Here is a 13,714-nt window from a genome sequence, read left to right as displayed (position 1 = left end):
CGGATGTGGAACGCTCGATATACCGGGATAAAAAAGAAAACGGAGGCGCCTCTCCGGACATTTTTCCCCATTATGAACGATATACGCATACCATGAAAAAAAAAGGGGCTTCGTTCGGGAAAAAACGAATCGTCCTCCTGTCGGATACCCATATAACGAACGGCGGGGCTTTCAACCGTGAGGTGTATGAAAAGGCCGTTGCGCAGATAAATGAAATACCGGATATTGATTTTATCATCCACCTGGGCGACCTTACGGATAACGGGACGTTTTTAGAGTACGAGTTCGCCCTGCAATGCCTCGAGCGGCTGCAGCGCGATCATAAATTCTTCATCATACCGGGCAACCACGACGCGAAGAATGTCGGCCACCTTCTCTTCGAAGAGTTGTTCGGCTCGCGGACATTCGAATATGAAGATGAGGACTTCTATATACTCGGACTCGACAGTTCCATCCCGGACCAGGATGAAGGTCGAATCGGGATCAGAACGAATGAAAAAACCGGGGCCGTCTTTCTCTCGAAATCCGGAAAACTGAAAATACTCTGTTTCCACCATCCGCTGATCCCCATTCCCCTGACCGGCCGTGAACGTTCAGCCATCATCGATGCCGGGGACACCCTCGCGATGATTTTCAAATCGCATGTCGATATCGTCCTGAACGGCCACCGCCATATCTCCAACCTTTATTCCTGCACCGACGGTGAAAAGGAGATCGTCGTATTCAATTCCGGAACGACGTCCTGCAACAAGACGCGTTACCGGGAATTGTTCACCTATTCGACCCTCGATATTGAAAAAAACACGGTAACCCTGACAACGAAAAAAATCATGGACGACGACGATATCAGGCGCGGACGTTATATCGTCAGCACCTACGATCATCTGAAGCCGAAAAAGGAGAGGGAAATCTACATTCGTATCGTGCATATCGGGAATACCCATTTTACCCTCGATAATTTTATGGAGGAAATCTTTCAGGAGGCGGTCCGCCAGATAAACGAGATAAAGGCCGATATCGTCATCCATTCCGGGGATATCACGGAGTCCAACAAACTTCCGGAATTCGAACTCGCCGCTTCAAAGCTGAGTCATATCAGGCACCCGCGGCTCGTCATACCGGGCAACAATGATCTCAGGACGATCGGATGGGACCTTTTCGAGCAGTGGATCGGCCCGCTCGAGCCTTTTTATGAGGGGGGGCGGCTGCGTGTCGTCGGTATCAATTCAATCGACAGGGCGATCGAGAGCGGCATCATCGGACGAAGAAAAATGAGGGAGACCGTTTCCCTTCTCAAAGAGAAACAGGACGATAAAATCAATATCGTCACCTTTTACAGCAACCTTATTCCCAATCCGAAAACGCGCTTCGACACCATGCTGAGTGATTCGGGGGCGGTGTTGAAGAATTTCACCCATACGGACAACAATATCCATTTTATTCTCACGGGGCACGATCATGTCTCCTTTTCCCTCCAGATCGAAGACACGATCATCTCTTCATGCGGAACCCTTTCCTCGGGGGACTACCTCGACCTCAAAGGCAACAGTTATTCGATCATCCATTGCTACACTGACGGGTATGTGGAAATCGAGCGGGTATACATCCGGTCGAAGCTGAAAGAAGTGACTGGCCGGTACTGGATCGATTTCAGAAACCACGGTTGATCGTTGAGTAGTTACGGCCGGCGGTATAACGCCTGTTACGCCGATGTACGGGAATGCGATTCAAGCCAGGCGAGGAGATCGGCAAGGGCGGTTTTTCTGTCCCCCGCAAGCTCGTGATACACTTCGTGTTTGAGCCCTTCGTACTCCCTGATCGTCCTGTCTTTCATGGTGAAAATATCTCCGAACTCCCCGTGGCCGAGCATGATCGTGTCCTCGCTTCCGACCTGGATGAGCACGGGAAGCGTCAGTTTTTTTACGATTTCCCGTACGGCTTCCTGGTTTTTCACGATTTCGGCGCCGAGGCGGAGTGTTATGGCGTCGACGAAAACATGGGGGTCTTTGTAATAGTGGTCCATTTCGTTTTTGTCGCGACTGAGATTCGGGTGGTCGAGTTTCGGATCGATTTTTACCGCCGGAAGCATCGAGGAGAGGACCTGCAATACTTTCTTCATAAAAGCATTTACTCTTGAACCCGAGTATGTTCCGAACGCCGACAGGACGAGACCGTTGAAATCGCCCGGATAGGCGTTTTCGTAATGGACGGCGATGATCGATCCGAGCGAATGACCCAGCATAAACCGGGGTTTGTCCGAAAGAGGAGGGTGCATAGCCCTGAAATGATTCAAGAGAAGGCGTTCGTCTTCGATAAAGTCACGGAACGTTTCAACATAACCTCTCGGGCCGTCGGATTTACCGTGACCGAAAAGATCGGCAGCGTATACGGCAAATCCCGCCGGTACGAGCGTCTCCACCACGTGGCCGTACCGTCCCGAATGTTCAGCCAGGCCGTGAACAATCTGAACGGACCCTTTTACCGTCGCCTCCGGGATCCATTCCTGAAAGTAAAGAGAATAATCCCGGCAGCCCCGCAACCGGCCTTCCGCATGGTTCATCATAATGATAAGTATAAACGGGCAAATATTAAAAGTAAAGGAAATTATCGAAAGACAGGAAAGGGGATGATGAAGGTGCGGAGCGTCGATACGGACCACAAAAAAACGATGTGACAAAAACCGCGGCGTTAGCGATTATATGTGGAAGGAATCGGATTACCGTTTTATTTTTTTAATAACGAAGTGCATGGCTTCGCCGAATCCGTATTTTTGATAAAAATTTTTTGCGTGGATATTTTTATCCCAGAAGGTCAACTCGATATGATCCAGTTTGAGTTCCGCGGCGAATTCCTCCGCCCTTGCCATAAGCATCGATCCGATGTTATGCCGCTGATAATCTTCAAGAACGCACATCTGGTCGATATGAAGGCCCCTGTATGCGCATCTGAAGGGATTTTCCGTATATTCCCTTATAAAACAAAGCAAATAACCGACGGGAATATCGTCGGCATAAGCGATGAATGAATGCCAGTGCTTGTCCGCCAGCATGTCGGCGACACCTTGCCTGACCGCTTTATAATCGTATTGTTTGAAGTATTCCGGGTATGCGCCGGTATGCAAATCCTGCACGGTTTTGTTGATCCGTGCGATGATATCGGTATTGTTGTTTTCTTTTATTTCAATATTCATCTCCCCTCCTTGATTAACGTGAATAATTTATAACAAAATATCAAGGTTTTCAACAGATTTTTTATATATTTTTATTTTTTGCGGACGAGGTATTGGTTCTCTGTGTAATTTGGCTACAAGTGTACCCTTTTGGCTGTAACGGTATCGGGTGAAAATGACACAATAAAAAAGGAATATAAAAACCGATGTGGCATTCTGAAACACACAGGTATTTGGTTTGTATAATAGTATTGTTTTTAAAAGTACAAAGGAAAGTAAATAACTATATTATAAAGAGTTAAACATCACATTTATCCCATGATTGGCATAAATTTTGCAATATTATTAATAGAAATGAAAAATATATTATATGAGGAGGTGTTATTATGGCATTAATAAGATGGCAAAACAGAGATCTTCCTTATCCGTGGGATAAGAACGATCCCTGGACGGGCTTGAAGCAGCTTCAGGAGGAGATCAATGATCTTTTTGACTTCGACCGTTTTCCGACAACGCCCGGGTTGTTCGATCGAAGCGTATCACTTCCGATTGACGTTGTGGAAACGGGAAACGAGATTATCGTCACATGCGAACTTCCCGGACTCGAAGAAAAGGACATCGACGTCTCGATTGCCTCGAATGTCCTGACCATCAAAGGTTCGAGGAAGGACGATCGAGAGGAAAAGAACAAAAAATACTACAGAAAAGAATCGTGGTCCGGCAGTTTCCAGCGGACGATATCGCTGCCCGCATCCGTGAACGCGGAGAAAATCAGCGCGGAACTCAAACATGGAATTCTCTCGGTCACCCTCCCCAAAAAGGAAGAGGTAAAACCAAAACAGATTTCCGTCAACATAAAATAGGAAAGGAGGAGTCGATCATGGAAAAGAAAGAAGTAACAAAATCAAGAAGGATTTGTCCGGCACGCTGTGACATATCGGAAGAAAACGGCAATATCATACTGAGAATGGAAATGCCAGGCGTGATGAAGGATAATCTCGATGTAAAGATCGACGGTGATATTTTGGTGGTGGAAGGTAAAAAGGAGATTCCCCGCATAAAAGAAGGAGAATTCCTGGTTCAGGAAATCAGGCACGCTGATTACCATCAGGAGTTTACCCTTGACGATACCATCGATCGAAACAGAATCGAGGCAGAATTAAAAAAAGGGATACTGCATCTCACTCTTCATATCAAGGAATCGGAGAAGCCTCGAAAGATCAATGTGGTTACCAAATAACCGAATGTCAACAAGGAAGGCCGGGAGTCCGTCCGACCGGCGGCAGGCCCCCGGCCTTTTTTTAACGTTTCCTGATTTCACCATTTTCTTTGACATGTTTCTGCCGGTCGAAATACTTCGATCTAAACCGATTTTTTCGCCCCGGATTATTCATCAAGCGGACACGCGTCAAGGGGCGAACGTGTCAATTGCACGGTGGAGGTTGCCGTATCGTGCGGTTTTGGTTACAATAGTGATATGACGAACAGGACAGGGGGGCGGCAACCGCTTTTGTCATGAAAACGGACCAACGTACCATACAAGATCAGATCATCGGGCTTTCCGATTCGGAGTTGCTGCTTCGTATCGCAGAGGGCAGGGAGTCCTACCGGGAGGGTGTCTATGAACTGCTTTCGAGCGAAGCCAAACGGCGGGGGATGCAATATGAAGCCCCCGCTCTCGATGAGGTAAAAGAAGGCTATATTAAAAACGATCGGTCCAATATACTTATTTTCGGATATGCATTCAGTTTTCTGGGAGGGATTATCGGTATTATCACCGGTATATATATTCAGGCCGCGAAGATGAAAGACAACGACGGGAAAAAAGTCCATGTCTATAACCCCGAGATGAGAAATCACGGAAAAACGATGATCGCCCTCGGGTTTTTCATGATGCTGATCGGCCTTCCCCTTTTATGGTGGGCGCTTCAGATGATCTTTTACTTTCTCGGGCTGGGGACGTGAAACGGTGGCCGACCGGCTATACGATCCGCAGCGTACCCTGCTTCCGAATAGTCAATTCCGCAACCGGGTTTCCCGAAAAGATGCGTTTCATATAACGTGAATAGTCGGTGAGGTCGCGTCGCGGAAGAAAAACCAGGACCGTCCCGGCGAAACCGCCGCCGTGCACGCGGCAGGCGCCTTCACCGCGGGTTTCGATAAAGATCTCCGTACAGGCAAGCGCGAGGGGGATGGGTTGCCTGTCGCTGTTTGACGAAACATAGCAGTTTTGAAGCCATTTGAATGAAGAGTCGCCCGAAGCGCGAACCAGACGGAGGAATTCGGAGAGGTCACCTTTTTTCAGGGAATCCGTTTGTTTTTCGACCCTCGCGTTTTCACGGAAAAAATGAATTGCCCGCAATATCGCCCGGTCGGAAAGCGTCCCGCTGAGTGACCGGACGGTATCGATGATCACGGCCTCGCTTTCAATGTCACGCAACCAGGATTTCCCGAAAGCCAGCGCGACGGAAGCCATTTCTCCGGGGATAGCAGCGTATTCACCCGTCAGATCGGCATGACTTCCGCCCGTCTCAACGACGGCGAGGCAGTAACCGTGGCGGGAAAAATCGAAGTCGAGTTTTTCGACCACGGGTTCCGCCGGATCGAGGAAATCGACAGCCACGATCCCGCCATATGCGCAGGCGAGCTGATCCATGAGGCCGCACGGTTTTCCGAAGTACTCGTTTTCCGCTTTTTGCGCGATAAGGGCGAGTTCCTTCCGGCCGATATCGCCATTATTGTAGAGCGAGTTGAGGATAGTGGCGATCAGTATTTCAAATGATGCGGAGGAACTCAGCCCGGATCCCGTCCCGATATCGCTGTTTACATATGCGTTAAAGCCGCCGATCCTGTATCCCGATGCCCTCATCCCGGCCGCAATACCGCGGATCAACGCGTTCGTTGTCTGTGTTTCCCGTGGCCTTACATCCAGATCGCCGCAATCGACGACAAACCCGTCCCGGTATCCGTCCGAACGGACGGTGATAATACCGTCGTCTCTTTTTCCGGCCGCGGCGATGGTATCGATATCAATGCCGGCGGCAATTATCCTGCCGTGGTTATGGTCGGTATGATTTCCCCCGATTTCAGTCCGGCCCGGCGTGCTGAATATGCCGGTATCGCGATCAGAATCGCCAAAGTGAGCAAGATATTCTCCGCATAACCGGGAATAACGTTCCGGCTGGGCTTCAAAACGGCTTTCTCCGTATAATGCCGTAAGTGTATCGAAGAGGGCCGTTCCCTCTTTCAGGTCTTTTTTTATTGTATCAGGTTTCATGACAGGCTTATTACCGCTTTCTCATATCAGGTTTCACATGCCGGGATTCATCCCCCGCATATTTTCTCTGATCCGATACAGGTGATAAAATACCCTTTTTTTTTCTCCCTTGCAAGGAGAAAAAAGTGTGTTTTTTTTACGACAATTGTCGGGACATGGATATACGCACTATTCGGTACGTCCGATGAGGTATGGTATAATGCGCTGAATGCGTGTATAATGCAGGCCGAAAAAACAAAGTAATACGTGTTGAAGGTCATTATTTCATGTACCAACCGATAACAAGAGGAGAGAAAAATGAAAAAAACGGACGTCATATCACTTTTATTTGTCTTCCTGATAATATCAGGCTGTAGCGGTAATAAGGAAGAGAAAACGATCGAACTCACGTACAGCATCTTTTTTCCCCCGTCTCATATTCAATGTGTTACCGCAGAGGATTGGGCGAAGGAAATAGAAAAAAGGACAGGGGGAAAGGTTAAAATAACAATGTTCCCCGGTGGGGCACTGACGAACGCGACCCAATGTTATGACGGCGTCGTCAATGGAATTTCCGATATCGGGATGAGTTGTTTCGCATACACGCGGGGAAGGTTTCCGTTTCTCGAAGGCATTGATCTGCCGCTGGGGTACCCGGACGGAAAAACGGCAACCCGTATCGCAAACGCGGTCGTCGACACATTCAAGCCGGCGGAAGTCGGCGACACCCATGTCCTTTACCTCCATGCCCACGGACCCGGTATGCTGGCAAGCAACAAGCCGATACGGACGATGGAAGACCTCGCGGGCCTGAAAGTGCGGGCGACCGGGCTTTCGTCTAAAATCGTTCAGAGTCTCGGCGGGGTGCCTGTAGGGATGAGCCAGTCAGAAACATATGAAGCCCTCCAGAAGGGGGTTGCCGACGCGACACTCTGTCCGATCGAAACATTGAAGGGGTGGAAACAGGGAGAGGTCATTTCATATATCACCGATACATCGGTCATCGGGTATACGACCGCCATGTTCGTCGTGATGAACAAGCAGGCATGGGAAAAGCTTTCCGCAAAAACACAAGCCGTTATTACCGCGGTAAGCGGGGAATGGATCGAAAAGCATGGTGAGGCATGGGATACCGCGGACAGGGAAGGAAAGGCATTTGTCGATGAACTGGGAAAAGAGACGATCAGCCTGAGTGCGGAAGAGAAGGCACGTTTCAGGGAAGCGGTCTCCGGGCTGGTTCGGGATTATATCGATCAGGCGGAGAAAGCGGGGCTTCCCGGAGGAGAACTCATTAGCGATATCAGGGCGATGCTGGACGCGCAATAACGTGCGGCCGGAAAAACGGACGGCGCCATGACGGCAACTATGTTGACATCGTTACTCAAAAAAGTCGTTTATATCCTCGCGGCGATTGCCGGGTGCGGTATTGCCGCGATGATCGGCATCACCTGTTGCGATGTGATCCTGAGGATTTTCGGTTCGGGGCTGATCGGCGCCTTCGATCTGGTCAGGATTACCTTTGTCGTCACCATCGCGTGCGGACTTCCTTATGTGACATCGGTGAAAGGCCATGTGGCGATCGAGTTCTTTTTTCACAAGCTGCCGGAAAAGGGGAGGGTGATTGTCGATACGGGCATCCGGATCCTGAGTGTGCTTCTTTTCGGACTACTTGCATGGCAGAGTGTTCAATACGGACTGTCGCTCTTCCGGTCGGGGGAGGTCACCCCGACGCTTCAGGTTCCCATTTTCTGGCTCGGTTTCCTTATTTGCCTTGACTGTGTCGTTGTTATGTTCGTCATCCTCTACCACCTCTTTCATCCCGGAAAGGTGTTGATAGAACCATGACGCCATTTGAAATCGGTCTTATCGGTTGTCTGATTCTTCTCTTTCTCCTCGCAAGCAGCATTCCCGTCGCGTTCGCCATGGCGATTGTCGGTTTTTTCGGTTTCGCCGTGATTGTTTCTCCCCATGCGGCCATGAGTCTCATTATCAGGGACCTCTTCGATACCTTCTCTTCCTATAGCCTCACGGTTATACCCCTCTTCGTGTTCATGGGCCAGATCGCGTTTCACGCGGGCATATCCCGCAGGCTGTTTGACACGGCTTATGCGTGGCTCGGCCACATGCCCGGCGGGCTTGCGATGGCGACCGTCGGGGCCTGTACGGGCTTCGGTGCGATCTGCGGATCCGGACCGGCGACAGCCGCAACCATGGCTTCGGTTGCGCTTCCCGAAATGCGGAGGTTCGATTATTCCCCGGAGCTGGCAAGCGGTTCCGTCGCGGCCGGGGGAAGCCTGGGGATGCTGATTCCGCCGAGTGTCGTTTTCATCGTCTATGCGATCATGACCGAACAATCGATCGGGGAACTCTTTCTCGCGGGTATCCTTCCCGGCCTTCTGATCGCTTTTCTTTTCTGCCTGGTCATTTACATCAATTGCAAACGAAAGAAATCCTACGGTCCCCCCGGACCGAAAACGACGTTTATAGAAAAGATCAAAAGCCTCAAGGGGGTGATCGAAACGCTCCTCCTTTTTATCGCCGTTATCGGCGGCATGTTTCTGGGATTTTTCACCCCCACGGAAGCGGCGGCTGTCGGGGCCGCGGGAAGTTTGATTATCGCCGTTGTGCGGGGCAGGTTTTCACTCGAGCTTATCCGCCGATCGATCGGCGAAACGATCAGGACCTCCTGCATGGTGCTTGTTATCGTCACCGGGGCGGTCATCTTCGGCCATTTTCTCGCGGTCACACGTATTCCCTACGTGCTGGCCGGCTGGCTTGCCGGGCTTCCCCTCCCGTCCTGGGTGATCATGGGGATGATTATTTTGTTTTATCTTTTCTGCGGCTGTTTTATCGACGCACTCGCGCTGATTCTTCTGACGATCCCGATCTTCTATCCCGTTGTCACGGGTCTCGGCTTTCATCCGGTCTGGTTCGGTGTCATTATCGTGGTGGTGACCCAGATGGGCGTCATCTCCCCGCCCGTCGGCGTGAATGTGTACGTTGTCAGCGGCATCGAACGGGATATTCCCCTTCAGACTGTTTTTAAAGGCGCGCTCCCCTTTCTTCTTGCACTGGTCATAGCGGCAATCATTCTTGTCGCTTTTCCGCAGATCAGTCTTTTTCTTCCCGAATTAATTCAGTGAGGAACGGTGTATGAGTAGAACAATTTTCAAGCATATCATGTTCTGTACCGATTTTTCGGAGAACGCGGACAGGGCCTTCGATGTCGTCCTGCATCTGCTTCAAGGGAATCCCGGAAGCAGTCTCGTGCTTTTCCACATTATCCCGCAACCGGAAGCGCAGTTCTGGAAAAGCTACCTCTATGAGGTGGAGGATGTCGAGGACAAGTCCGGCCATGACATCGATGAAAAAATCGAACAAACCTACATTGTAAGGCTTCCCCTCAAGACGGGGTATACGATCGTGGTCGAGGCCGGAAAGGTCGATGAAAAGATCCTGGATTATGCCGATAAAAACGACGTGGATCTTATCGTTATCGGGAGGCAGGGTAGAAGTACCTCGGGGACCTTTCTCTTCGGCAATATTACGGAGAAAGTCGCCCGGAAATCACGATGTCCCGTTCTCATCGTTCCGGCGACGTTCTTTTTTTCGGAAGGCGAAGGGGAAAGCTGAGTCAATATCGATTAAAAACCGGTTAATTCCGACAGGGGAGGAGAAGGTGTTTTAAAGCCGAAGTATCCAAAATGGTGAATAATGAATTGTATATATGGAAATTAGTCTATGCTGCCCTCGTAGGTGCTGAACTATTTTAGACAATTGTCGTAAATTCCTTCGATGTGACTGTTGTAATCCTTTCTCTTCAATACCCCATTGCTTAAATCTTTTCTCAAACTCTTCTAAGGCGCTATTCCCATATCTCTCCACCATCGCTAAAAACAACTCCAACAGCCACCTCACTAGCTGTGCGATACTATAAAAATTCAAATCCGCATGAAGCAGCTTTATCTTCCGGTACATCTCCTCCGTAAAATATACATGCACGTGTTCCCGTTTTTCATCGTGGCAGGGTGATAACGCCCGATACAGGCTCATCCGCTGTCTCCCCCATTGATGCTCCTTCATGACCAGAGGATCGATGAGGGATATAATCCTGACAATAATACCGGATAAGCTGTTCCTCGAACCGGACAATTTCAGGGTTTTCAAGTCTTTTTTCATTGTATTCATCATGATAATATGAAATTCATGCAGACCTGATTCTATCATACATTACTCCTTGAATTTTTTGTTTTCTATATTGTATAACGCCAAAAAAATGTCTGCTGCATTGATTATTTTTAATTTTTTTAATAACAATGTATCTGACATATTCATGAATACAGACAAGATTTTTTCAGTCCGGGAAGTATATAAGGATAAACTTGAGGAAACGAATAAACCAAAATATGGTAATGGATTTGATGATTATAATCATATAGATACAAGAGAAGGTAGATAATGCATATAAAGAATTTATGAGAAAAGAAGTCAAAACAATAACTGAACTTATAATTAAGGATTACGGAAGGTATGCTTTTGATAAAAAGATGACCAGATTGCATAATACGGCGGCTTAACAGGACTGCCTTCGGTAAGCCGTTGAACGAACCCCGCGTTTGTACGCAATAAACCGATTAAAATATAAGGAGTATAAGTAAATATGAAAAAGGAAGCATTGGCGGTCAATAAATTCAAAGACGGATACAATTGTGCTCAATCGATGATTTACAGTTTTGCAGATGATGTGGGAATCGATACATCGATCGCGCTAAAGCTGTCAAGCGGTTTTGGCGGCGGCATGGGAAGAAAGGGAAATGTATGCGGAGCGGTCACGGGCGCTATACTTATAATCGGATTAATATATGGCCGGGGTGAAAATGAAGATAGACTCAAACAGGAAGAGACCTATAAATACGTGAGAGAGTTTATTAATCGGTTTGAAAAAAAATACGATACAATAGAATGCAAAAGTTTGATTGATAATATTGACTTGTTGAGTGAAGAAGGTCAAAATAAATTCAAAGAGTCCAAAATGATTTATAAATGTTGCGAATATATCGAAAGTGCCAACAGGATTATTCAGGAAATGATTAAATGAAATATCATTGACCGGTATACTGTGTGCAACGGCGGTTTATCGGCTTTGGTATATCGCAGAGCGTCAGGTGCAATGGTTCCGGCTGATGTTATATGTTTAATTGGCGAGAATTATAAAAAGATGAAAGAAAAATTATCATATAGAATAGATAAATTGAGCTTCCTCAGAAAAATGGTGAGGGCATCGGCCGCTGTTACGAAACAAAAGAATGCGATACATTTTTTCACGGAAATAGACGTGTCGTTGCCGTTAGGTATTCTTGAAAAGTACAAGCAGGAAAAAGGAGAGAAGCTGTCGTTCACCGGATATCTGGCAAAGTCTTTTTCGAATGTCATGTTGAAGAATCCGGGTTTCAATTCATTTCTATCGGGGAATAAGCATGTTTTTCTGGATGAAATAATTATAAGTATTCTTGTTGAAAGAAAAATCGGAGAAGATTATATCCCTGAACCGATGGTGCTGAGAGATGTGGGAGCAAAAACGGTATATCAAATAAATACGGAAATTAGAAACGCGCAAAAAATCGCCGAAGGAAAAGAAGGGTTTGGAAATCTCACCAACAGCAGGGTATTCAGGTTTATTCCCGGATTTCTCCTCAAAACATTTGTGAAACTCGCCGACAAAAATATAAAAATGGGAATCAACTACGGCAAGCTTTGTATTACATCGGTCGGGATGTTCAGTAAAAATCCTATCTGGGTAATTCCACACGGCACCGCTACCGTATTGCTTTCCGTTGGAAGTATTATCGAAAAAACCGGAGTTAAAAATAACAAATGCAAATACTTATGCCTGACGGCGTCATTTGACCATGATATTATAGACGGGGCCCCCGCCGCCAGATTCATGAATGATTTAATTGAAGAGATAAAAAGCGGGGAATGTATCAAAGATATTGCTTAATGCGATATTGAATTGTTGTACGAAATATGTCAAAATCACTGTGTCCTGAAACAGCTTGCCGACGGCATATGAGTGCCTCCGCTATGGCGGGCGTAAGTGAGGAGGTGCGATTATGTCGTTAAGATTTCACGAAATCGCGGAAACATATCACCGTATCCTTAATCCGTTCACGGAAGAAAAGCTGATGCTGCTGGGTGAAATATGCCGTCTCGATCAAACGATGAAACAACTCGATCTTGCCTGCGGAAAGGGGGAGATGTTGTGCCGATGGTCGCAAAAGTACAGAATATGCGGTACGGGTGTGGATATCAGTTCCGTTTTCCTTGATGCGGCAAAAGAACGCGCGGAAGAATTGGGCGCAGCGGAAAGAGTAACATTCGTCCAGGATGATGCGGCAAAATATCCCAAAGAAACCCACGATTTTGATGTGGTCAGCTGCATCGGAGCGACATGGATCGGCAATGGTTTGATCGGGACGCTGAAAATGATGAAATTACCGCTAAAACCTGGCGGAGTGGTGTTGGTCGGCGAGCCTTTCTGGATCGATCCGCCGCCGGAAGACGCGTTTGCCGCCTATGCCGCCGAAGGTATCGGCAGGGACGATTTTGTTTCTCTGGACGGCACCCTGGAACGCTTTGAATCTGCGGGTATGAATCTGGTCGGGATGGTCGTCGCCGATCATGATTCCTGGGACCGGTATGAAGCGCCGCAATGGATGGCGGTGAACGACTTTTTAGCCGCGAATCCGGATGATCCAGACGCAGCAAAATTACGCGAATGGACAGCCAACAACCGGCGAATATATCTCAGGTATGGCCGGCGCTATCTGGGGTGGGGCGTTTTCGTATTACGGATAGCATAGTGTTTCTTGTTATGAATTCTGGAGTAAAAAATGGCTGTTTATATAATTATCGAATACGTTAAAATAGATGATGAATCGATATATTCCGAATATATTAAAAAAGCCGAACCTATCGTAAAAAAGTATAAAGGTAAGTATATAGTAAGGACGAACAAGATCAAATCGTTATCGGAACACCGAAAACCGGAGAGACTGGTAATTATAAAATTTCCGTCGCAAGACGATTTGAATAAATGTTTCGGGAGTGAAGAATACAGATCATTATCGTCATTAAGAACGAAATCAACTGAAAGTAAGGCAATAATAGTCGAAGAGTATATTGAATAACGATACTATAAATAAGAAATAATTTAATAAATGGTACGGTGCTGCACTCGATTGATTTTATATATAATGCGTGTAAGCTTCGTAAACTGGATAAAGAGG

Annotated in this window: 16 protein-coding genes; 12 read left to right on the top strand and 4 right to left on the bottom strand. The window is 47.5% G+C overall.

Features of this window, described 5'->3' with window-relative positions:
• Window positions 1–5 precede the first annotated feature (5 nt).
• On the top strand, window positions 6–1,667 hold the full coding sequence (locus JW881_07200; protein ID MBN1697283.1) for a metallophosphoesterase: 1,662 nt from the start codon (window positions 6–8) through the stop codon (window positions 1,665–1,667).
• Between the two features lie 35 nt (window positions 1,668–1,702).
• Here JW881_07200 and JW881_07195 read toward each other — a convergent pair whose 3' ends face one another.
• Together JW881_07195 and JW881_07190 are read right to left on the bottom strand one after the other, a co-directional pair.
• Window positions 1,703–2,563 (bottom strand): lysophospholipase, encoded by an 861-nt coding sequence (locus tag JW881_07195; protein MBN1697282.1) that lies wholly within the window; start codon window positions 2,561–2,563, stop codon window positions 1,703–1,705.
• A gap of 153 nt (window positions 2,564–2,716) precedes the next feature.
• Complete coding sequence (locus JW881_07190; GenBank protein ID MBN1697281.1) at window positions 2,717–3,190, bottom strand: GNAT family N-acetyltransferase; 474 nt, start codon at window positions 3,188–3,190, stop codon at window positions 2,717–2,719.
• 365 nt (window positions 3,191–3,555) lie between these two features.
• Between JW881_07190 and JW881_07185 the strand changes: the two genes are divergently transcribed.
• The 3 genes from JW881_07185 (at window position 3,556) to JW881_07175 (ending at window position 5,134) form a co-directional block, all read left to right on the top strand.
• Window positions 3,556–4,032: an Hsp20/alpha crystallin family protein gene (locus tag JW881_07185; GenBank protein ID MBN1697280.1), complete on the top strand. Its 477-nt coding sequence runs from the start codon at window positions 3,556–3,558 to the stop codon at window positions 4,030–4,032.
• Window positions 4,033–4,049: 17 nt separating this feature from the next.
• Window positions 4,050–4,409: an Hsp20/alpha crystallin family protein gene (locus tag JW881_07180; GenBank protein ID MBN1697279.1), complete on the top strand. Its 360-nt coding sequence runs from the start codon at window positions 4,050–4,052 to the stop codon at window positions 4,407–4,409.
• Between the two features lie 275 nt (window positions 4,410–4,684).
• Window positions 4,685–5,134, top strand: a complete 450-nt coding sequence (locus tag JW881_07175) for a hypothetical protein (GenBank protein MBN1697278.1) — start codon at window positions 4,685–4,687, stop codon at window positions 5,132–5,134.
• A gap of 16 nt (window positions 5,135–5,150) precedes the next feature.
• Here JW881_07175 and JW881_07170 read toward each other — a convergent pair whose 3' ends face one another.
• On the bottom strand, window positions 5,151–6,446 hold the full coding sequence (locus JW881_07170; GenBank protein ID MBN1697277.1) for a galactokinase: 1,296 nt from the start codon (window positions 6,444–6,446) through the stop codon (window positions 5,151–5,153).
• 297 nt (window positions 6,447–6,743) lie between these two features.
• On the opposite strand from JW881_07170, the gene JW881_07165 reads away from it, so the two are divergent.
• From JW881_07165 to JW881_07150, 4 genes are read left to right on the top strand one after another with little or no spacing between them, the layout of a single operon-like run.
• The gene (locus JW881_07165; GenBank protein MBN1697276.1) at window positions 6,744–7,751 is read left to right on the top strand and encodes a TRAP transporter substrate-binding protein; all 1,008 of its coding nucleotides are present in this window, start codon (window positions 6,744–6,746) and stop codon (window positions 7,749–7,751) included.
• Window positions 7,752–7,778: 27 nt separating this feature from the next.
• Entirely contained in the window at window positions 7,779–8,270 is a 492-nt protein-coding gene (locus JW881_07160; protein MBN1697275.1) for a TRAP transporter small permease, read from the top strand.
• Entirely contained in the window at window positions 8,267–9,568 is a 1,302-nt protein-coding gene (locus JW881_07155) for a TRAP transporter large permease (protein MBN1697274.1), read from the top strand. Before JW881_07160 ends, JW881_07155 begins: the two co-directional genes overlap by 4 nt.
• A 10-nt stretch (window positions 9,569–9,578) precedes the next feature.
• Window positions 9,579–10,058 carry a universal stress protein gene (locus JW881_07150; GenBank protein MBN1697273.1) on the top strand — a complete coding sequence of 160 codons (480 nt, stop codon included), beginning with the start codon at window positions 9,579–9,581 and terminating at the stop codon, window positions 10,056–10,058.
• A gap of 51 nt (window positions 10,059–10,109) precedes the next feature.
• Here the strand turns inward: JW881_07150 and JW881_07145 are convergent, their stop codons facing one another.
• Window positions 10,110–10,652: a hypothetical protein gene (locus JW881_07145; GenBank protein ID MBN1697272.1), complete on the bottom strand. Its 543-nt coding sequence runs from the start codon at window positions 10,650–10,652 to the stop codon at window positions 10,110–10,112.
• A 433-nt stretch (window positions 10,653–11,085) separates the two neighbouring features.
• Here JW881_07145 and JW881_07140 point away from each other — a divergent pair, with 433 nt between their 5' ends.
• The 4 genes from JW881_07140 to JW881_07125 all read left to right on the top strand — a co-directional run bounded on the left by JW881_07140 (window position 11,086) and on the right by JW881_07125 (window position 13,615).
• On the top strand, window positions 11,086–11,523 hold the full coding sequence (locus JW881_07140; protein MBN1697271.1) for a C_GCAxxG_C_C family protein: 438 nt from the start codon (window positions 11,086–11,088) through the stop codon (window positions 11,521–11,523).
• Window positions 11,524–11,643: 120 nt separating this feature from the next.
• Window positions 11,644–12,426 carry a 2-oxo acid dehydrogenase subunit E2 gene (locus JW881_07135; protein ID MBN1697270.1) on the top strand — a complete coding sequence of 261 codons (783 nt, stop codon included), beginning with the start codon at window positions 11,644–11,646 and terminating at the stop codon, window positions 12,424–12,426.
• A 112-nt stretch (window positions 12,427–12,538) separates the two neighbouring features.
• Window positions 12,539–13,288, top strand: a complete 750-nt coding sequence (locus JW881_07130; GenBank protein ID MBN1697269.1) for a class I SAM-dependent methyltransferase — start codon at window positions 12,539–12,541, stop codon at window positions 13,286–13,288.
• A 30-nt stretch (window positions 13,289–13,318) separates the two neighbouring features.
• On the top strand, window positions 13,319–13,615 hold the full coding sequence (locus JW881_07125; protein MBN1697268.1) for a DUF1330 domain-containing protein: 297 nt from the start codon (window positions 13,319–13,321) through the stop codon (window positions 13,613–13,615).
• The last annotated feature ends 99 nt before the right edge of the window (window positions 13,616–13,714 follow it).

The organism is Spirochaetales bacterium, assembly GCA_016930085.1.
In the GTDB taxonomy this organism is placed as follows: Bacteria; Spirochaetota; Spirochaetia; order SZUA-6; family JAFGRV01; genus JAFGHO01.
The sequence above is the reverse complement of the archived record's forward strand: the minus strand, read 5'-3'. Positions and strand labels throughout refer to the sequence as shown.